This is a genomic window from Pseudomonas sp. B21-054 (genome assembly GCF_026016345.1).
GTDB lineage: Bacteria > Pseudomonadota > Gammaproteobacteria > Pseudomonadales > Pseudomonadaceae > Aquipseudomonas.
The window spans coordinates 4,258,224-4,278,475 of sequence record NZ_CP087204.1 but is presented as its reverse complement, the minus strand read 5'-3'; the positions used below and the strand labels follow the sequence as shown (position 1 = coordinate 4,278,475).

Here is a 20,252-nt window from a genome sequence, read left to right as displayed (position 1 = left end):
CTAGATGGAGTAATCGAGGAAGTTGGCATTCATCAGGTTATCCAGCACGACCGGTTCGTTGATCGAACAGCGCTTGTGTATCTGCCTGGACAACGTCGGCGTGATCGGCGCGCAGATGCATGAAGCCAGCGCCACCAAGTGGTACAGCGGCTGCTCCGCTTCCAGACGGGAATAGGCCATCTCGTAGAGTTCGACCGCCAGCAACGCCAGGTTTCGACTGGAAAAGCTGTCGGCGCTGGTTACCGCATGCCAGCGGTTGTACACCTCGCACAGCAGCTTATGTTCACTGCGCTTCATTCCATCGAGCCAGAACCGCGGCGATTCCTGCGTGGCCGCGACGGTGAGTTTTTCGAGTTTTTGCTGGTAGAACGCCTGGTGCCACTGGACGAATTGTGTTTCGACGAAGTCGCTCTCTTGCTCCTCGGGCGCCAGCAAGGCCATGTACAGGCGTACCGAGTCGGTGTCGTAGTCGCTGACCAGATCACGGATCCAGATAGCGTGGTTACGGCTGGTGGAAAGATTCAGGCCGTTGAGTTTCAAGAACATGTTGGTATAGAGGCGCTGTTGTTTCTTCGCGTATTGAGTGCCGGCCAACAGGATCGGGTAAGCGATACCGTGGCTGTACAGGCAGTCGTAACCGAGGAAGCTCACCAGCGTCGTTTGATCGTCACGCCAGAAGCTGTCGAACAGCTCGGGAGTTTGCCGGTTGGTGGTGAAGTGCTCCCGTGTCGCGGCGATATAGCCGGCGATGCCCATGAACCATGTGTGTGCCTTGCCCAGGCTGGGGTGGTCGATATCCAGACCTGCGTCGCCATGACGGGTGATCTGCCAGTCCTGCGGTATAGGAGCCAGCTCACGTTCCACGAACGCCTGTGAATTGAGGCGTACCGCGCTTTCACCAAGCCAGGCCCGCAGCTTATGCACGTTCTTGCCGATATTCAGATAGGCGTGTTCTTTTTCCACCCATTCGTGTTCGCCGCCGCAGAGTTTGCACTTGAAATTTTTCATGTACAGGTAGTTCGGTGCGCAAGCACATTCTTCGCATTGGCTGGCGTCCGAGTCCTGGCCGCAACTGCTGCACTGGCCCCGGCCGAAGGCTTCGTAGCCCCACACGTTGCAGGCCCGGCAAAATGGCGCTAGAGCGGTTTTCTGGTAAATGTTGCGATCGTCGACGCCCTGCCGATAAAGCTCCAGCACCACGTCGCGAAAGCAGCTGTTATCCAGCGATCTCATCCAGTGATCGATTTCGATACCGGCCATTTGCAGGCTGATGTTTATCTTGCGGGTATTTTCCTCACCGATGACCGAGGGCTCGCGACCTTGTTCCCGCCCCCGGCGCAGCATGTAGGACTGGTAATCGTCGGAATAGGAAACCAACACGCAATCATGGCCTTTTTGCCGCTGACACCTGGTGAAGATATCGGCACTCAAAAACGGGCCGGCAAGATGACCGATGTGCAAATCACCGTTGGGAGTAGGTGGGGTGATAGTGACGATGAATTTAGACATTCCCGGTCTCCAGGTGAGTGATATCGGCTTTCATGTAGTCACCCGCGATGAACTTGTCCCACCAGATCACGTAGAAGTGAAAGTCTTCGTCGCTGTCGTTGATGACATAGTGATTGGTGTGCTTGGGAATGGCGGCGATGTCACCGCTTTCAAATCGGTATTGCGTATCGCCAATGACCAGGCGACCGGTCCCCTTGAGACCGATGAAGATTTCCTGATCGATCTGCACATGAGGTTCGCTGCGAGTGTGCGGCCTGACAACACACCAGCCAGCGGCAAACGGCATGGGGTAGCCGTTCCACGGCAGCAAGCGTTTTCCGTCCAGGTCGTATTCATGCACCAGCGCGGACCAATCCATTTTCCTGAAAATTTCAAAACCCATGGGCTTACCCTGCGAGTGGAGAAGTTCACTCGATGGTGTTTGCCGAGGGCTTTGTTGACAACGCAGATTTATTCAATGCTGGGTTAAGAAGGACTAAATTCAGGGCAGGCGGCCAGGCAGTGCACTGCCTGGCCGGGGGAGGGGTCAGAAAACGGTTTTCTTGAAGGGGCGAGCAGATACGCCCCGGTAGAACGAAACGATGGCGAGCGCCTGCACGATGACCGCCCCTGTTACCACGGCGACGATGGCATGATTCGAATCGGTGAAGGCGGATCGCACCAGGCCGAAAAAAGCCGGGGCGAAGGCGTAGGTGGCTTGACTGATCGCGACCATCAGGGCGATCACTCTGGCGGTTTGCTCACGGCTGAACTCGGTCTGTGCTATCAGCGGCGGCAAGGAAGTGGCATTGCCTATGCCCGAGCCGATTAGCACCACTGCTATCCAGGCCACCGTTGGGTGAAGGTCCAGGCCGAGCAGCATCAGCGTGCCGAGCATCTGGATGGCATATCCCAGGCAGGCCAGTTGTCGGCGGTTCATACCCTGAATCATCAGGCGTGCGGCGATGTATCGCCCGCCCATCGCGCTAGCGGTGGCCAGCCCCATGGCGAACGAGGCGTCATGCGCTCCCATGCGTCCCACCAGGATCGAGTAGAGGTGCGCGATCAAACCGATCTGGGCAAACAGCCCCAGAGACATGCCGGCTGCAAGGGTGCGGAAGCTGGTCGACCTGAGTGTCTGCATTGCGGTCCATGGCGCGGCGCTGGCACTGGTCGGCTCGGGGTCCGGCTGGTCAGCATTATCGGGATGTTGTCCCAGGCTTTGTGGACTCTTGTTGAACACCAGCAAGGCAAAGGCGCCTATGAGCAGCACCGTGACGACGCTGATCACCAGCGCTGCCGTGGCAAAGCCGAAACGCTCGATCAGCAATACCCACAGCGGCGAAAAGATCACGCCACCCATGCTGGCGCCGTTGTAGGCCTTGCTCAGGGCCTTGGGTCTTTCCTTGACGTACCATGGGGCGATCAAGGTGTTGACGGCTGCGGCGCCCAATGTCACCCAGCCAATACCCGAGCAGACGGCGCCGGCATACAGCAGCCATAGCTCGCCGGCTTGGGCCCAGATGTTCACGCCGATGCCCAGGACGATGCTGCCCAGCAGCGTAATGGCAGGTATTCCGAAGCGTGCGTACAGTCGCGGCAGGTTGGCGATGACGATCGTACCGCTGAGAAAGTGCAAGGTAACCGCGGTCGAGACCTGGGCGATCGGCCAACCTGTGCGTTCCATGACAGCTTGCATATAAATCGGCGGTCCATAGAAGCCGATTCCCCAACCGATAATCGCCAGGACGAACGTGCAGGCCAGTACGGTTTTTCCAAAAAAACGGGTGTTTGTCATCGCCATCTCCTCCCTGTTGGCTCATAGACTATGCGCTTGGCTGGTTCCTCACTTCGAGGTGCGTCGAACAATGGATGTCGCGCACCCTGCGCCTTGGATTTAGTTTTCTTCACGCCTGGGTTTAACGTAAATCGATTTTCATCGAAGGGGCAGCGCTCATCATAGAGATCGGAGGACTACACGATGATGCTGAACCAAGACCAACAGAGAGACCTTCAAAGCAGGCTGGCCAGGCTGAGGAAGAGTTTGCACCGGATTCCTGAACTTGCCTATGAAGAGTTGCGCACCAGCGATGTGATTTGCGAACAGCTGCAAGCACTGAATATTCCATTCATACGCGGTCTGGGCAGGACCGGTGTAGTGGGGTTCATCACCAAGGGCCAACGAGGCCCCTGCATCGCACTGCGTGCCGACATGGATGCCTTGCCCATCACCGAACACAATACTTTCGAACACGTGTCGCAACATGTCGGCTGCATGCACGCCTGCGGCCATGACGGACATATGGCGATGCTGCTCGGAGGTGCGGAACTGATCAGCCGTCATGTCGATTTCAACGGCACGGTGTGTTTGATCTTCCAGCCGGCCGAGGAGGGCCACGCGGGCGCGAAAGCGATGCTCGACGACGGGCTGCTCGAGCGTTTTGCGATCCAGGCTATTGCTGGCCTCCATAATTGGCCCTTGTTGCCCGCCAACAGTTTCGCTACCCGCCCGGGTGCGATGATGGCGTCGAGCAACAAGTTCGAGATCCGTCTTGAAGGCCGTGGCGGTCACGCGGCGCAGCCTCATACTGCGACAAACCCGATCATCGCCGCCGCGCAACTTTGCCTGGGGTTGCAGACCCTGGTGGGCGTCGAGATCAATGCTTCTGAAAGCGCGGTATTGACGGTGACCGAACTGCAGGCCGGCAATGGTTTCAATGTGATTCCTGAGCACGTGTCCATTCGTGGCACCGTGCGGGCATTCGACAGCCTGACGGTAGACCGGCTGGCAGAGGCGATCCAGCGGTTGAGCGAGGGGGTGAGCCTGGCTTTCGGTTGCCGAGCCAGAGTTGAGTTTCAACGCAGTTACCCAGCGCTGATCAACAATCCCTTCATGGTCGACCTGGCGCTGGAAGCAGCCCGGCAGGTTTTCGCGCCACAGCACATCAATGCCATGGCCGAGACCTCCATGGCGGCTGAGGATTTTGCTTTTTTCGGCGAGCGCATACCGAGTGTCTTCGCCTTTCTCGGTTCGGCTCGCCAGGCGAATGAACCGCCGCTGCATTCCGATCACTACGACTTCAATGATGCGATTTTGTACGCCGGCGCGGCCTGGTTCGCCTCGTTTGCGCGCACGTGTTTCGCGGCCATGGGTTCGGCCAAAGACCTGGGAGGGCACGGGAATGTTTCTGGTCAATGATAATGAGTTTCAGAGCGGTCCGATCGAGGCAACCGGCGGTGCCGTATTGATGTGGGATGCGCTGAGGAGGCAGGCGAGGGCGGCTTTGCTGGATCACCCTGGCCTTGGCTGCCTGCTCGGCGATCCGGTGTTCGAGTGCCCGGACCTGGGTTCGGGTATGGCCACGCGCATTGCAGGCTTGCTGGTCCCCCACGATGCCCGGGCGCATGAGTGGTTGCGCGACGTGCTCCTCGGACTCAGCTCCAGCCGGGACCTTGTGTGTTGCATGGTGGCGGACCTGGAAGCGGTGATTTTGCGTGACCCGGCCTTTAAGAGCGAGCTGGAGGTTTTTCTGTTTGCCAAGGGCTACGTGGCGTTACAGGCCTATCGCTTTGCTCATCTGTTGCTGCAGCAAGGTTGTCGCCTGGAGGCGTTGTACCTGCAAGCCCGGTGCAATGTCGTCTTGGGAATCGACATCAACCCGGCATGTCGGATTGGACGGGGTGTGCTGCTGGACCATGGCACCGGCATTGTGATTGGTGAAACGGCAGTCGTGGAAGATAACGTGTCCATATTGCAAGGTGTCACGTTGGGCGGCACCGGCAAGGAAAGTGGCGATCGTCATCCCAAGGTCAGGACCGGTGTGATGATTGGAGCTGGGGCGAAGATCCTTGGCAATATCGAGATCGGCGCCGGCTCCAAGGTGGGAGCTAACAGCGTGGTGCTGAAGGCAGTACCTCCCAGGACCACCGTGGTCGGAGTGCCTGCCAGAGGGGTGGGGCAGCCCCGTCACGAACGACCCGCCCAGGAGATGGACCAGTCCATCGGTTAGCTGGAAGAAAACGGCGAGAAGACTCGCTTCTCGCCGGCGGATTTTGCTCCGGCCTCGGACCGGTCAACGGGGATCAAACTCTTCCTTGATCATCCCGAAGGTTTCATAGCCAGGATGTTGCGACAGACAGGTGTAGGGGCTTTGCCAACCCTCCAGGCTGGCGATCCTACCCAGCCACGCGATGACGGTCTCGGGCAGTTCCACCTGGGCCTGGTTGCTCCAGAACAGATAGCCGGCCAGGGAGAAGTCGGCGATCGACAGCTCGTCATCGAGGATGAAGCGACGGCCATCGCGCAGCTCTTTGTCTAGCCGGCCGATGTCTTCCTTGAAACGACTCTCCAACCACTGCACCGCTCCTTGCGGGTAGTCATCCGGGAAGTAATTTCGAGCCAGCCGCAAATGTGGCAGGCACAGGCCAATCTTGTTGGCCTCCCACATCAGCCATTCCTTGCAAGAGACCGTGCCCCTGCGGCCGCTGCCACCAAACAGCCCCAGGGTATCGGCCAGCTCAATCAGGATGGCGTTGGATTGTACGTAGTGCATCTGGTCGACAGTGACCAGCGGTACCTCACCAAAACGCTCCAGGCTAAGCGATCTGAAAGGCTCGGGACGCGCGTCCCGCTCAATCAGAATGTCCACTTGTCGATAGGTATATTCCACTTTGGCGACGTCCAGCATCAGCTTGACCTTATAGCTATGTCCTGATTCCGGGTGGCCGTACAGTGTGATCGCCGTCATGGTTTTTGCTCCTCACGGGTATGGGTCATCCAGTGGACGTCGATCCAGCCGATCGGCGTATCGATTGCGTGGGGCCACAGGCCAATGTCCTTGAACCCCGCTTTTCGGTAGCAATTGATTGCCAGCAGATTCTCCTTCTTGACCCCCAGATCGACCCGGGCCACGTTGTACCGGGCATACGCCAAGGCCAGTGCTTGGCGCAGGATCGCCTGGCCATGACCTTTGCCCCGCGAGCCTGGGTCGCCGATAAGGATCCGCGCAAAGCGCAGGGACAAGTGAGGCCAAATGTCCGAGAACTCGATGTGCCCCATCAATTGTTCAGTATCCTGGTCGACCACCGCATACAGGCTGCGCCATGGGTAGCACTCGCCGGCCTTGTCCAGATACCGTTGAAGCTGTTCTTTTTCCAAGGGATAGGTGAATGTCGCACCCGCCCAGAGGGCCAAGGTCTGCGGCCCATCGATCCAGGAAATAACCGTGTCGAAGTCGCTTTCCTGGAAGGCTCTCAACGTAATATTCATGGCGATTACCTCTATCGCAACGCAAGTCAGGGACGAGTCAGTTCGCTGATCAGGACGGTCGACAGATAACTGTCGTAGGTCTCGGCGCCACCTTCGCTGCCGTAACCACTGTCCTTGATGCCGCCGAAGGGCGTTTCCGGCATGCCGAGACCGTAATGGTTGATGGAGATCATGCCGGCCTCCAGCCCCTCGGCGAGTTTGGCGCACTCGATCCGGTCCTCGCTGAATCCGTAGGCTGCCAAGCCATAGGGAAGCGCGTTCGCCACACCTATTACGGTGTCCAGATCATCGAAGGCAACGACCGGAATGACCGGGCCAAAAGGTTCTTCCTGCATCAATTGGGCGTTGGATGGCACGTTGGCGAGTACCGTCGGTTGAAAATAGTTGCCTGGCCGGTCCATCCGACTGCCGCCCATGACCAGGCTCGCGCCCTTGGCCAGGCTGTCATCGATGAGGGCTTGCAGTCGCTCCATCTGGCGTGCGTTGCATAAAGGCCCCATTCGGGTATCAGGGTCCATGCCATCCCCCACCTGGACCCGACGGGTTTTGGCAACAAGGGCGGTCATGAACTCATCGATCACTGATTCGTGGACAAAAAAACGGGAAGGGGAGATGCAGATCTGTCCGGCGTTGCGAAACTTTGCCTCCACCAACACGCTGCAAACCTTGTCGATATCGCTGCTCGCGCAGACGATCACCGCGGCATGTCCGCCCAGTTCCATGCTGACCCTTTTCATCTTCGCCCCTGCCAGGGCCGCGAGCTTTTTCCCGACGGCGATGGAACCGGTGAAAGAGACTTTGGCGACCACCTCGGAGTTGATCAGGTAGTTCGAAATCTGTTCGGGATTGCCCCAGACCAGGTTCAGGCAGCCGGCAGGTAGCCCAGCTCGGTGAAAGATGTCAGCGAGCGCCGCGACGGCCGAAGGCGCTTCCTCGGGCCCCTTGAGAATAAGCGTGCAACCGGCCCCCAGGGCTGCACAGATCTTGCGAATGGCCTGGTTGAAAGGAAAGTTCCAAGGGGTGAATGCACAGCACACCCCTACCGGTCGTTTAAGCACGGATTGACGAACCTTGGGATTTCGAGCCGGCACCAATCGTCCATACACTCGCTTGCATTCTTCGGCATGCCATTTGGCGTGTTCGGCGCAGAACCGCACTTCAGCCATGGCTTCAGCCAATGGTTTGCCCTGGTCCAGCGTCATCGACGCTGCGATGGATTCCACTTCGCTCAAAATGATGCGATAGGCTTCGTAGAGCACCTTGCTACGCTCTTCGGCGCTGGACATTTTCCACTGTGCAAACGCTTGTCTGGCGGCGTGCAGGGCTCGGTCCAGGTCGTCCTGGTCAGCGCACGCCAGGCGTCCGAGCGTCTGGTGGGTACTGGGGTTGATGATGTCGAGGCACGGCTTGTCCCCGTCGGGGTAGAGCCATTCGCCATCGATGAACAGGCCTATGTCCTTGTACATATGATCTCCTTGCTATGTTCGCTCAGTCCCCGGACCAGGCGTTGTTGATGATGGTCTTGTACTGCTGTACCGAAAGGATCTGCGGGTTTGTGCGGGCGGTGGGGTCCGCGGCTGCCAGGTCGGCCACGAGCTCTGCGTCGAACGGCTGGTGGATAATGTCGCGCAGACGGCGGGGAATACCGAGGTTTGCCAGGAACCCCTTGAGCCACGCCATGAAGGATTCATAGCCTGGCTGCGCCAGGTTCAGAATTTCACTGAGCCGCACCAGCTTGGCTTCGATGACGGGACGGTTGTAGGCGACCACATAGGGCAATATCACGCCATTGGTAAGGCCGTGGTGGGTGCCATACGCACCGCCGATGGAGTGGCTGATGGCGTGGACCGCCCCCAGCCCCTTGTGAAACGCCACGGCCCCCATCAACGCTGCCGCGCTCAGGTGGCAACGCGCTTGGAGATGATTTCCGTCCTGGACCGCAATCGGCAACCAGTCCTTGATCAGCCCCATGCTTTGCAGAGCGATGCCGTCTCCCATGGGATGGAAGCTGGTGGCACAGTACGCTTCGAAAGCATGGGTAAACGCATCGATCCCTACGGCCGCGGAAATCGCCGCAGGCACCGTCAGCGTCAAGGCTGGATCAACGATAACCAGGCTGGAAAGCATCTTGGGATGGAATATCAACCGTTTGCGGTTTTCCAGTTTGTCCAGCAGCACAGCAGCTCGGCCAACTTCGGCCCCGGTGCCCGCCGTGGTGGGCACGCTGATAATCGGCGGCACGTTGGCGTTGGCGGCTTTCCAGAGATTGGGCAGGCTTTCGAAAGACCAGGTCGGTTTGGTTTGCACGGCCATGAAGGCAATCGCTTTCGCCAGGTCCAGAGCACTGCCGCCACCGATCCCGACAACCAGATCCCGGGCGTGCTCATTGAACGCAATGATGCCTTGCTCGAGCATCTCGGTATCCGGGTCGGAGCGGAAGTTCGAGAAAATCCGGAGGTCAATGCCCGCCTGCGTGCAGCGCTCCAGGGCACCCACGACAAGCGGATGCTCCAACAGTATCTGATCAACTACCACCAAAGGTCGGTGTTTGCCCAAGAAGACACAACCATTGACAAGTTCATTGATCCGCTCGACTCCGAACCAGATAGGCGTGGGGTAGCTCCAGTCGGCATTGAATTGCTGCGCATTGAATGTGGGGTTGTTCATCTGCATGGTGTTCCTCCCTTTTGACCTTTTTAGGTCGTTCGCAAGGGGGATACAACGCACAAAAGCTGAAGCTTCGGTTTAGAAAAAATGACTTTTGAGAATTAGCGAAACGGCTACGATCGGGTCAGGTTCGGTCCTGGAAAAGGTGCGCAAGTGCTGGATTTGGTGGAGATGAATTCAGAGGGGCAGGTCTGTCTGGTGCTGATTCACGGTACCGCAGGAAGTCCGCTTTCCACGTGGGGAAAATTCGCTGGTTGTCTCGACGATCAATACCGACTCCTGGCTGTTGACCTGTCGCGCTTGGAGCAAGGGAGCACGGTTGAAAAAACGCTCGAAGAACTGGGCAAGGCGATCGCCGGGCGCATACGAGATCGCGTCGTGGGAAATTTTCATCTGGTCGGCTATTCATTAGGCGCCGCGTTGGCGGTTGAAGTGGCGAGGCTCATGGCGGGGCCGGTACATTCGCTGACCTTGATCGCACCTTTCGACAGCGGCCTTGAGCCGCAAGTGTGCCGGACCTTCGACTATTGGCAACGGCTGCTCGAGGACCATCCGAGGAAACTGGCGGCCGACATTGTGATGCGCGGCTTTTCCATTTCCTGGTTAAGAACCCTCTCCGCCGTTCAGGTGGCCACTTGCATAGATGATTTTTACCAACGGGTTCATTGGCCGGGGGTTGCCGCCCAGATGAAACTCAATCTTGCATTGGACGTGTCGTCGCAGGTACGGCAGCTCCAGTGTCCGACAGCGGTCATCCTTGGCAAGGATGACCGATTGATCCCAATGGCGGTCAGTATGGCCTTGCACCGGCAGTTGCCCGACGGCCATCTGTTTTCGTTGTCGGGTGGGCACCTGCTGCCCGCCGAAGATCCCCTTGGCCTGGCACGGATCGTCCAAGCTTTTGTCGCCAGACATACGTCCGCTACCCGATTTCGCTAACCGACCGACTCGCCTGAATATCTTTGCCGGAGTTCCTATAGGCCTCCTGACCGTTCTTCCCATAAGTTCGCTTGCCGCGGAACCCCCAGGTGCAATTGTTGGGCGCCTCAGTGCAGCGTTATCGATTGGGCGAGAGATCGGTTGGCTTGTCTGGAAGCCAGGCCCCCGGGTTTTATCGAAAACTGGGTTACTCCGAGCCACGCAGCGAAGCCAGGTCCAAAGTCAGGTCGGCGGGCTGAGCGAAGGCGATCTTCTTGCTCCCGCTGCAGAGTTTAACCAGAGCAGAATCGCTGCCAGAGAGGCGGCTACTATCAGGGTAAGCCACATGATCACCAACAGGGTGAATGTGACACTGTTGTTTAACTCACGAAAAATGCCGAAGGCAAAAGCTGTGTACCAAGACACACCCGAAACTGCGCCTGCTGCGAGAAATAAGGCAGCTCTCCTGCGGGAAACGCCAAAGAGCAGGGGGCGACTCAAGTCGCGTAGTGTTTCTGGTAACACAAACGCGTGGAGGATGAGTCCATTGATGGTCAGAACGATCACCACAATGACCTTCGCCCAGAGTTTAGGGTTTTCAAACTTTTCCGGCGACTCCATCGCATAAAGGGCAAGGAAACCAAGACCTGAGAGCCACAGGAGGCATAGTCCAAGGGTGACCGCGTCGCTGACGAAGTGAAAGGTGCGTCCGATTTCAACGGGGAGGCTACCCCTACGCATCCAACGCAAAATCCAGAGGTCCAGCATCGTCGCCCCGCCGAGACCGAAGCACATGCCGAGCAGGTGTAAACCTACAAGGAGTGTCAGAACCTTCAACTGTGGAAGTGGATCAGGCAACGGAACGCTGAGCACAAGTGTGTCCGCGAGTAAGTGACCACTGCTGCAGAGCGCCAGTAGACCTGCGGAAATCATGAGAGACGTTCGTTTTTTCATTTATTGCGACCTTAGGCTGGCGTTCTTGTTTGAACGCGTGCGCAGTTATTGGCTGGAGAATAAGGTCCTTGAATTCTCACTGTTACGGATATGAGTGATTGCCGTGAGAGGAAGTAAAAGCCTGCTCGAACGCACCCCAAGCAGCCTGCTGGATTACGGGCTCATCGAAGCCGGTATTCGGACTAGAAGTTAGAACAACGAGGGTTGGCCGGGTGACCCTAATGCGCCATATCTTTTGCACAATCCTGCCGATGCACTTGTGCTGGCCACGCACTCTCAGCAAACTCGAGCATTCCGTATATAGGGGCGCATGTGATGACGAGCGGTTCCATCTCGCAGTTCCGTTTTAGCCATGTGCATTCCCTGGGCATGCACGAATCCGCTCAGCCCAAAGAACGCCTTCAGGCACTCAGACGGCTTATCGAAAAAGTAACCCGGCAGATTGGCCTGGCCGAGGCTTGCACGACGTCGATTCCAGGTCTGGCCTTTTATCGAGTGGCCGAACCCGGTACACCCAAGTACTGCATTTATGAGCCTTGCGTGGCCATCATTCTGCAGGGCGCGAAGGAGATCACGTTCGGCGAGGAGGCCTGTGAGTTCGGGCAGGGGGCGTTTTTTGTCACTTCGGTCGATATACCCACACTGGCTCGCGTTAACGCGGCTAGCGAGCAAACCCCTTATTTATCAATTGTGTTGAAGCTCGATTTTGCCATGCTCAACGAGGTGATCCTGACCCTGGAATCGTCAAAGCAGGAAACGGCTAATGAGGCACGGGGCTTCGTATCCGGCGTGGCAACGAGTGAGCTGCTCGATGCGTTCGCTCGACTCTCCACGCTGATCGAGCGGCCGCTTGAAGCAGGCTTGATGTCGGGCCTTATCAAACGGGAGATATACGGTAGGCTGCTGCTCAGTGAGGCGGGGCATTTGTTGCGCAGCGTCACTCGCGATGGTTACCGAGACAAGGGCATCGTGAGAGCCATTGAATGGCTGAAATATCACTACGACAAGCCGCTGCATGTGGCCGACCTCGCCGAACGATCAGGCATGGCCAGCTCAACCCTGCATCACCGGTTTCGCAAGCTGACGGGCACCAGCCCCATCCAGTATCAAAAGTCGTTGCGGCTGCAAGCCGCGCGCAGCCTGATGTTGACCGATAGGGTCGACGTGAATACCGCCGCGTTGCGGGTCGGCTATGAAAGCGTCGCCCAGTTCAGCCGCGAATACGCGCGACGTTTCGGAGCCCCTCCCTCGAGAGAAATCAAGTACGCCCGGGAAAAGGGTGGGCGGCTCGACTAGCCGCGCTACGCTCATCGCCTCTCAATATGTGAGAGGTCTGACCGCAATGGTTTCGTAAGGCCCCAACTGCTCCAAAGTGACCACCGTGGGGTGTATCAGCAAGCGGAACAGATTAACGTCGTGGTTGTCTTCAAGTGTGCCCCCCTGGCAACTGACTGTTGTTACAGGGGGACGATCCGCAACGTTGGAGTAGGTTTTCCATAGGAGGTTTCGCGTGTCCTGGAAGTCAAATCTTGTAGTGTTCGCCCTGTCTGCCGTTGCCTTTTCGGCGCAGGCCCAATCTGATCGTCAAGTGGTCGAGGACATGGTTACTCGCTCGGCCAATGTCTGCCCGGGCCACAGCGCCGAGCGCACCACGCCCACGGTGAAGGCGGTGCCTGTCGGCGCGTTGCGGGTTATGCTTGATCGCGGTCTGGTCATGTGTCCCGACCGGCGCCTCGATGTCGACGCGCCGGCTGTGTTCTACGGTAGAGTTGGCGTATTTGAATGGAACCCCGAAGTGCCTGCAAGCTCGGAGGTGATCGCCAAGCAGATCGACGCCATGACCCGCAAAGACGAGTACCCCTCGGACACCTTGGTTTGGGATGCCAAGGGTATGCCACTTGAGCAGCGCACTGTGCCGGCTTTCGAACCCAAGCCAGGGGCTGCTGTGCTGTACCAGATACGGTAAGTGGTGGTCGGCATTAAGTTCGTCCAGCGACACTGGAAACAGAGGGCTCTGGGGCGATTTTCACCTTGGATATAGCGCATAAGAAAAATGCCCGTATCTTGCGATACGGGCATTTTCTTCAACCGGTAGGTTTTCACACAGCCTGCAGATGATTGGCTTTTTGTGTCATCAAGGCGCCTAGGTCGGACAGGCTTCGTTCGTGGATCGGTATTACTCGGTTTTCGCCGCCATCAAAGCGTTCAATTCGCCGTATGTGTGGGCTTTCAAGGCCTGGGTGTCGAGTTGGCCATTGTCCAGGAAGCTGCGGACCAACGCTCCCATGGCACCATACAGAAACTCGGCGATGCTGGAACCCGCACTGAGTCGTCTAACGCCCAGGCGCTTCAATTCTTCAGGGGAGGGCAGTCCATCCCGGGATAGCAGGTTGACTGGCAGTTTGGTCTCCTGGCAGAGGGTGGAAATTTCGTTCGAATCGACCACGCCAGCGGCAAACAGGCCGTCTGCTCCGGCGCTGGCATACAGTGCGGCTCGCTTCAGGAGTTCCTCCAGGCGTTGTTCTGCGGGGAACAGGTTTTTCAGGTAGACGTCGGTCCGTACGTTGATGAACAGCTTGACGCCCGCCTGATTCGCCACCTTTCTCGCGACGTCGATCTTGCGGACAAGCAGCTCTGGCGAGCCCAGCCCGTCTTCGATGTTGATCCCGACCGCCCCTGCGGCGATGACGGCATCAATCACCTGACCGACCCGCTCCAGGTCATCCGAGTAGCCACCTTCGATGTCCACCGTGAGCGGTACGTTGAGCACTCGTACCATCGATTTGACGGTGGTGCTCAGCAGGTCGAGAGGCAGCTTGTTGCCATCCTGATAACCATGGGACCAGGCCATGGCCGCGCTGCTGGTCGCTACAGCCTTGCCGCCCAAGCGTTCGACGATACGCGCACCGCCCGCATCGGCCACATTGGCCAAGACCAGTAGTCCGTTTTGATGCAGATTGTGAAAAGCGTTATCCAGTGTGGTCATGACAATCCAATTCCTTTGAAAGTTATGCTTTTTATGGCGAGGGGCGGCGTGTTAGGGGCCGGTTGTGCAATGTACGTTGCTCGATAAGCTCAATTCCACGTATTCCGCCGGGCAGTTCCGAGTTTCATCATCACCTAGCCACCCATTATTGCGCCGAGCGCAGCGCCATGAAGTTCTGAGGCTGCTGACTTTTTAATGGGCTCTAAGCAGTCGGCTCTGTCGCGCCGCTTGCCCCAGGTCCTTGGTCGAGCTTCGCGCCGGATAACGGCAACCCTGGCTGCAGGCGCGGCAAGGGGCCGAAGGCCAGCCCCAGGCTGGCCAGCAGCACATACAACAGACCTGCCGCGGCAAACAGCAGGCTCAGGCCGCCCACCTTGCCCGTCCCCAACAACGGCGCCAGTCGGGCTTGCCACTCTCCGGCTGTGCTCATCCATGTGATCGCCCATCCGTCGGCCAATGCGCCGGCGCCCAGGGCGCCAATGGGCATTGCCAGCAGGCAAACCATTTGCCGGGCCGACAAGACCCGGCCGAGGGCGTCGGCGGGCAGGCTGCGTTGCCAGAAACTCTGGTCGCTGCTAGTGCTCAGGGAAAAACAGCCGAACGCGACGAAGGCGGCCACATACAGCACCACCGGCGAAGCGCTGGCGCCGATAGTCAGGACGGCGGCGCCGAGCAGCAGGTCGGCCAGCAATACAGTGCGGATCAGTTGCACCGGCGGCCGGGCCACCACCCACAGCGAGCCGCCGAGCATGCCCAGGCCGCCGCAGGTCATCAGCGTGCCCAGCACCAGCACCGAGTGGCGTTCCAGCACCAGTGGCGACAACAGCGCCGAGGCCAGGCCGAGCATCAAGTGCTCCAGCCCGAGGTAGGCCAGCAACGCCCATAGCGCCGGACGTCCACGCAGCACTGTCAGGACCACCGACGATCCGCCCTCGAAGTCGACGCGGCCCTGGCCGATGCCGCGCACGGCGCTGACGAACAGGCCGATCCAGACAAGGACGGTGGCGCAAAACAGCACGGCCCCAAGGTCCAGCAACAGCACCCCCGCGACCCCGACGCTGCTCAACAGCAGCGCCGCCAGGGTGGGGGCGATCAACTGCGGCAAGCCCACCATCATTTGCATCAGGCCATTGGCCCGGCCGATCGCCTGGGGGCTGCGCAGAAGTCGCGGGATGGCCGCCTGACACACCAGCATGCGCACCACCAGGGTGCTGGAGTTCACCGCGGCGAAGGCGTACACCTGCCAGCGATCCAGGGCGTTGGATTCGAACAGCCACCAGAGCGCCAGCGCCGCCGCGCCGCTACAAGCTTCCACGCCCAACAGCAAGGCACGCGCTTCACAGCGGTCCACCAGCCACCCGGCCAGCGGCGCCAGCACCAGTCCGGGCAAGGCTGACAGGGCGATGACCCAGGCGTAGTCGGTGACGCTGCCGTGTTGCTGCAGCAACCAGATCCCCAGGCTGAACGCCGCCAGGGCCGAGCCCAGGGTGGACGCGACCTGGGCGCCCCAGGCCCACAGCCAGGGGCGTAGCGAAGGTTCAATCGCCATGGTTCGGCAGCGCCTCGATCGCGGGCCAATGGTGCCGCAGCAAACCGGCGAGGGCCGGCGCCGCGCGGGACTTGAGAATCGACAAATGATTGCAATCCTCGAGCACTTGCCGCCTGCAGTTGGGCGCGAACGCTTCCCAGCGTCGCGCCGGGTCGTCCGGTTCGGCGCTGTGCTGGCCAGCCTCGACCAGTACCACGGGCCCGGGGTAGGGCGGTGTTGGTTGGTACTGCGTCGCCAGGTTGGCCTGGAACACCCGCAGTGGTCCGCGCAACGCATCGGCCCGGGCTTGCGCCGGCATCAGCCCGACCGCTTGCATGCTCGCCAGCAGTTGAGCGCATTGCTCGTCGACTTCGAGGCTGGCGAGGCGGTCGATGTCCAGGCCCAGGTCGCGCCCGGCATCCATCTCCAGCAAGCCGACGTAACGGGCCAGGGCGTGGCGCGCGTCGCTGGCCAGGCGCGGGCCGGGCGCGCGGCTGTCGAGCAACACCACGGGCGCCACCAACGCGCCCTCGGCCAGCAGCTGACGGGCCACTTCGAACGCCAGCCAGCCGCCAAACGAATGGCCGAGCAGGTAATACGGGCCATCCGGCTGCTGTCTGCGGATCTCCTTCACATAGGCGCTGGCGGCCGCCGGCACCGTCCCGTGGGGCTCGCAGCGCCCGTCGGAGCCGCGGGCCTGCAGGCCGACCACGTTCAAGCGCACATCCAACTGCTGGATCAACGGCACGAAGCTGGCGACGTTGGCCCCGGCACCGGGGATCATGAACAGGCAAGGCGCCTGCGTCGCGCCGGTCTGCAAGACAAAGCCGCTACGACCGCCGCGCGGTTCGTCGACATCCCGTTCGGCCTGCCTCAAGGCCTGCTCCAGCGCTTGGGCCAGGTGTTGCAGCGGTTCGGGGTCACGCATGATCGACCAGTGATCACCCTCGATGCGTTGCTCCACCAGATCGTTGCCCAGCAGAGCCTGCCAATCGGCCCCAAGCCCGTTCGGGCTGGACAACCCCGGCACAGGCGAAGTCGCGCTGAACAAGTGCACCGGCAGGCCCAGGGGCGCCGGCCGGTAGCGGACCATGGCGTTGCGCAGGGTCAGGTTGAGGCGGGCGCGACGGTCCAGTGTCTGGCGGTCAAAGCCGCCGGGCAGCCAGCCGCGTTCCTGGGCCGTGGTGATCAGCGCATCGAGGTCGAGGCCAGCGTGCCAGGCGTCCCCCGGCTCGTGGCCGGCCCCATTGCGCCAGTGCTGCGACAGATAAGCGAGCAGTTGCTGGCGCAGTGCGTCATCGTCCAAGTCCAGGGTCACCGGCGCGGCGCGCAGTGCGCCCGGCTGGCTGCTGTCGATCAGGCCAACGAATGCCACCGGACAATCCTCGCCTCGCAGTTGGCGGGCCATTTCATAGGCCAGCAGGCCGCCCGCCGACCAGCCGGCGAGCCAGTATGGGCCCTGAGGTTGGACCTTGCGCAGCAGCGCGATGTAGCGGCTGGCGAGGGCCTCGTTGCAGATGCCTTGCTCCAGTTCGGCGGCGGCTTGCACCGCGTATATCCCCAGCGCCGGGTCCAGGTAGCGGGCCAGGCGAGCGTAGGGCAGCGCCTCGCCGGTACCTTCGTGGATGAAGAACAGCGGGGCTCGTTGGTCCGTGCCGGCGCGGATACACAGTAGCGCCTGCTGGTCGACGTCCTGGGCATCCAGGGGCCGCACTTCACGAGCCAGTGCCGCCAGGTCCGCGGCGTTGAACAAGTCGCCCACGGACACGCCCAGGCCTTGTTCGCGCAGGGCGTCGAGCATTTGCACCAGCAGCAGCGAATGCCCGCCGAGGGCAAAGAAATTGTCTTCGCGACCCACCTGCTCGACCCCCAGCAACCGTGCCCAGAGTTGTGCCAGCAGGCTTTCCGTGGCGCCTTGGGGCGCAGCGTAGGGACGCTGCTGCAGGGCGTGCTGGTCAGGCGCGGGCAAGGCGCCGCGGTCGACCTTGCCGTTGGCGGTCAACGGCCATCGTTCCAGTTGCACATAGGCGCCGGGCACCATGTGTGCTGGCAACTGTTCCGCCAGTGCCAACCGCAGCGCCGCTGGCTCCAGTTGGCGGGCCGGTTCGGCGAGCAGATAGGCGACCAGCCGCGGATCGCCGGGTTCGTCCTGGCGTGCCAGGACCAGCGCCGAACGCACGTCGTCCAGCGCCGTGAGGCGTGCTTCGATCTCCCCCAACTCGATGCGGAAGCCGCGCACCTTGACCTGCTGGTCGTTGCGTCCCAGGTAGTACAGGGTGCCGTCGCTGCTCCAACGCGCCAGGTCGCCGGTTCTGTAGAGGCGTTCGCCCTCGCCACCGGCGAAGCGCGCCGGAAGAAATCGCTCGGCGTCCAGCGCTGGACGGTTGAGATAGCCGCGGGCCAGGCCCGGCCCGGCGACGTGGAGCTCGCCCACCACGCCGCGGGGCACCAGTTCGCCCCGCTCATCGAGCAGATAGACTCGCAGGTCGGGGATCGGCCGGCCGATGGGAGCCAGCCCGGCGTGGCAGTGGGCGGCATCGATGGGTTGGTAGGTGACATGCACTGTAGTCTCGGTGATGCCGTACATGTTCACCAACTGCGTGCCCTGGCTGTCCGGGCGCTCGAACCAAGGCCGTAGCGCCGCGCCATCGAGGGCCTCGCCGCCGAAGATGATGCAGCGCAGGCGATGGGGTTCGGCGCGGGTCTGCTTCATCCAGGCGTAGAAGGCGCTGGGCGTCTGGTTGAGCACGGTGACGCCGGTCTCCACCAGCAGCCGGTAGAAGTCTTCGGGGCTGCGCGAGGTCAGGTAAGGCACCACCACCAGCCGGCCGCCATGCAGCAGCGCGCCCCAGAGCTCCCAGACCGAGAAGTCGAATGCGTAGGAGTGGAACAGCGTCCAGACGTCTCGCTCATCGAAGCCGAACCAGGCATCGGTGGCGCTGAACAGCCGCAACACCGAGCGGTGCTCGATCATCACGCCCTTAGGCATGCCGGTCGAGCCGGAGGTATAGATGATGTAGGCCAGGTCGCGGTCGCTGGCGTGCGGATCGGCTGCCGGATCGGTGCAGGGCAGGTCGCGCCAGCCGCCGCGATCCGGGTCCAGGGAAAGGACTTCGCAGCCGGCCGGCAGGTGCAGTTCAACCGGCAGATCAGCCAGGGTCAACAGCACCCGCGGCTGGCTGTCGTCCAACATGAAGTTCAGGCGCTGGGCCGGGTAGACCGGGTCTAGCGGCACATAAGCGCCGCCGGCCTTGAGGGTCGCGAGAATGGCCATGGGCATGTCGAGGCTGCGTTCGACATGGATTGCCACGCGGCTGTCCGCGCCGACCCCCAGCCCACGCAAGCGATGGGCCAGGCGATTGGCGCGCTCGTTGAGCGCTCGATAACTGAGCCGTTGTTCACCGTACTCCACCGCAACGGCATCCGGGCGGCGCACTGCCTGGGCCTCGAAGCGCTGGTGCAGACGCTCGCCATTGGTCGTGGGGAGCGTCACGGCGGGGTTGAAGCCATGGAGCAGTTGCTCGCGTTCGGTTTGGCTGAGCAGATCGATGTCGGCCACCGATTGACGGTCGTCCGCGACCATCGCCCGTAGCACCGAGAGCAGCGCCTGCCAGTGGCGAGCCACGGTATCGGCGTCAAACAACGCGGTGGCATAGTTGAAGCCACCTTCGATCACGCCGTCCACCTCGTGCACATCCAGCGCCAGATCGAACTTGGCCGTGGTCACCGGCGCACCGACGCTTTCCAGACGCAAGCCGTTGCCCAGGTCCAGTTCGCCCGCCGGGGCGTTCTGCCAGGCCAGCATCAGTTGGAACACGGCGTTGTAGGCTTGGGAACGTGGCGGATTGAGCGCCTCGATGACCTGTTCGAACGGCAGGTCCTGGTGTTCCTGGGCGGCCAGCGCCAGGTCCTTGACCCGGGCCAGCAGGGTGACCACCGTCGGGGCGTCGTCCACTTCGATGCACAGCGCCTGGAAGTTCACGAAGAAACCGATCAGCGGCTCCAGCTCGACCCGGTTGCGGTTGGCCACCGGCGAGCCGATGACCACCCGGTCCTGGCCCGAGAACCGGCTGACCACCACCGCCCAGGCCGTCAACACGGTCATGTACAGCGTGGTGCCGTGGCGCTGGCCGAGGGCCTTGAGGCCGTGGGTCAGCTCAGCGTCGATGCGCACCGGCAGGCTGGCGCCGGCGTAGTCCAGCCGTGCCGGCCGCGGCCGGTCGGTGGGCAGGGTCACGCAGGTCGGTGCGTCCTGCAAATGGCGGGTCCAGTAGGCGCGCTGGCGTTGCAGTTCGTCGCCTTGCAACCAATCGCGCTGCCAGAGGCTGTAATCACCGTATTGGCGATCCAGGGCCGGCAGTGGATCGACCCGCCCCTGGCTGAACGCTTGATACAAGCGCGAGAACTCGTCGGTGAGGATGCCCATGGACCAGCCGTCCGAG

The 20,252-nt window shown here is 60.8% G+C and carries 16 protein-coding genes (1 of these 16 only partly in view); 5 read left to right on the top strand and 11 right to left on the bottom strand.

The window, feature by feature from the left end:
* From LOY70_RS18410 to LOY70_RS18400, 3 genes are all read right to left on the bottom strand, one after another.
* Positions 1–1,509, bottom strand: coding sequence for a methionine--tRNA ligase (locus LOY70_RS18410; RefSeq protein ID WP_265028802.1), 1,509 nt, complete (start codon positions 1,507–1,509; stop codon positions 1–3).
* A complete protein-coding gene (locus LOY70_RS18405; protein WP_265028801.1) occupies positions 1,502–1,891 on the bottom strand; it encodes a cupin domain-containing protein in 390 nt (129 codons plus the stop codon). Before LOY70_RS18405 ends, LOY70_RS18410 begins: the two co-directional genes overlap by 8 nt.
* Positions 1,892–2,035: 144 nt before the next feature.
* Positions 2,036–3,286 carry an MFS transporter gene (locus LOY70_RS18400; protein WP_265028800.1) on the bottom strand — a complete coding sequence of 417 codons (1,251 nt, stop codon included), beginning with the start codon at positions 3,284–3,286 and terminating at the stop codon, positions 2,036–2,038.
* A 183-nt stretch (positions 3,287–3,469) separates the two neighbouring features.
* Between LOY70_RS18400 and LOY70_RS18395 the strand changes: the two genes are divergently transcribed.
* On the top strand, positions 3,470–4,687 hold the full coding sequence (locus LOY70_RS18395) for an amidohydrolase (protein WP_320110188.1): 1,218 nt from the start codon (positions 3,470–3,472) through the stop codon (positions 4,685–4,687).
* A gap of 49 nt (positions 4,688–4,736) precedes the next feature.
* Positions 4,737–5,498 (top strand): serine O-acetyltransferase, encoded by a 762-nt coding sequence (gene cysE, locus LOY70_RS18390; RefSeq protein ID WP_413776655.1) that lies wholly within the window; start codon positions 4,737–4,739, stop codon positions 5,496–5,498.
* Positions 5,499–5,561: 63 nt separating this feature from the next.
* Here the strand turns inward: cysE and LOY70_RS18385 are convergent, their stop codons facing one another.
* Genes LOY70_RS18385 through LOY70_RS18370 form a run of 4 tightly spaced genes read right to left on the bottom strand, consistent with a single transcriptional unit; the run spans position 5,562 to position 9,424 of the window.
* Complete coding sequence (locus LOY70_RS18385; RefSeq protein WP_265028798.1) at positions 5,562–6,236, bottom strand: glutathione S-transferase family protein; 675 nt, start codon at positions 6,234–6,236, stop codon at positions 5,562–5,564.
* Positions 6,233–6,757 (bottom strand): GNAT family N-acetyltransferase, encoded by a 525-nt coding sequence (locus LOY70_RS18380; protein ID WP_265028797.1) that lies wholly within the window; start codon positions 6,755–6,757, stop codon positions 6,233–6,235. The genes LOY70_RS18385 and LOY70_RS18380 overlap by 4 nt, the downstream gene beginning before the upstream one ends.
* A 26-nt stretch (positions 6,758–6,783) precedes the next feature.
* Positions 6,784–8,223, bottom strand: a complete 1,440-nt coding sequence (locus LOY70_RS18375) for an NAD-dependent succinate-semialdehyde dehydrogenase (protein WP_265028796.1) — start codon at positions 8,221–8,223, stop codon at positions 6,784–6,786.
* Between the two features lie 22 nt (positions 8,224–8,245).
* Positions 8,246–9,424, bottom strand: a complete 1,179-nt coding sequence (locus tag LOY70_RS18370) for an iron-containing alcohol dehydrogenase (RefSeq protein ID WP_265028795.1) — start codon at positions 9,422–9,424, stop codon at positions 8,246–8,248.
* A gap of 153 nt (positions 9,425–9,577) precedes the next feature.
* On the opposite strand from LOY70_RS18370, the gene LOY70_RS18365 reads away from it, so the two are divergent.
* Entirely contained in the window at positions 9,578–10,363 is a 786-nt protein-coding gene (locus tag LOY70_RS18365; protein ID WP_265028794.1) for an alpha/beta fold hydrolase, read from the top strand.
* 222 nt (positions 10,364–10,585) lie between these two features.
* Here LOY70_RS18365 and LOY70_RS18360 read toward each other — a convergent pair whose 3' ends face one another.
* A complete protein-coding gene (locus LOY70_RS18360) occupies positions 10,586–11,296 on the bottom strand; it encodes a hypothetical protein (RefSeq protein WP_265028793.1) in 711 nt (236 codons plus the stop codon).
* A gap of 315 nt (positions 11,297–11,611) precedes the next feature.
* Here LOY70_RS18360 and LOY70_RS18355 point away from each other — a divergent pair, with 315 nt between their 5' ends.
* Both LOY70_RS18355 and LOY70_RS18350 read left to right on the top strand, forming a co-directional pair.
* On the top strand, positions 11,612–12,592 hold the full coding sequence (locus LOY70_RS18355; RefSeq protein WP_265028792.1) for an AraC family transcriptional regulator: 981 nt from the start codon (positions 11,612–11,614) through the stop codon (positions 12,590–12,592).
* Between the two features lie 214 nt (positions 12,593–12,806).
* Complete coding sequence (locus tag LOY70_RS18350; protein ID WP_265028791.1) at positions 12,807–13,262, top strand: hypothetical protein; 456 nt, start codon at positions 12,807–12,809, stop codon at positions 13,260–13,262.
* Positions 13,263–13,472: 210 nt separating this feature from the next.
* Here the strand turns inward: LOY70_RS18350 and LOY70_RS18345 are convergent, their stop codons facing one another.
* The 3 genes from LOY70_RS18345 to LOY70_RS18335 form a co-directional block, all read right to left on the bottom strand.
* Positions 13,473–14,282, bottom strand: a complete 810-nt coding sequence (locus LOY70_RS18345; protein ID WP_265028790.1) for an isocitrate lyase/PEP mutase family protein — start codon at positions 14,280–14,282, stop codon at positions 13,473–13,475.
* Between the two features lie 202 nt (positions 14,283–14,484).
* Positions 14,485–15,831 (bottom strand): MFS transporter, encoded by a 1,347-nt coding sequence (locus LOY70_RS18340; protein ID WP_265028789.1) that lies wholly within the window; start codon positions 15,829–15,831, stop codon positions 14,485–14,487.
* Positions 15,821–20,252: the 3' portion of a non-ribosomal peptide synthase/polyketide synthase gene (locus LOY70_RS18335; RefSeq protein ID WP_265028788.1), read on the bottom strand. 13,382 nt of this gene lie beyond the right edge of the window; only the last 4,432 of its 17,814 coding nucleotides appear in the window; its start codon lies off the right edge, out of view; it ends in the stop codon at positions 15,821–15,823. The genes LOY70_RS18340 and LOY70_RS18335 overlap by 11 nt, the downstream gene beginning before the upstream one ends.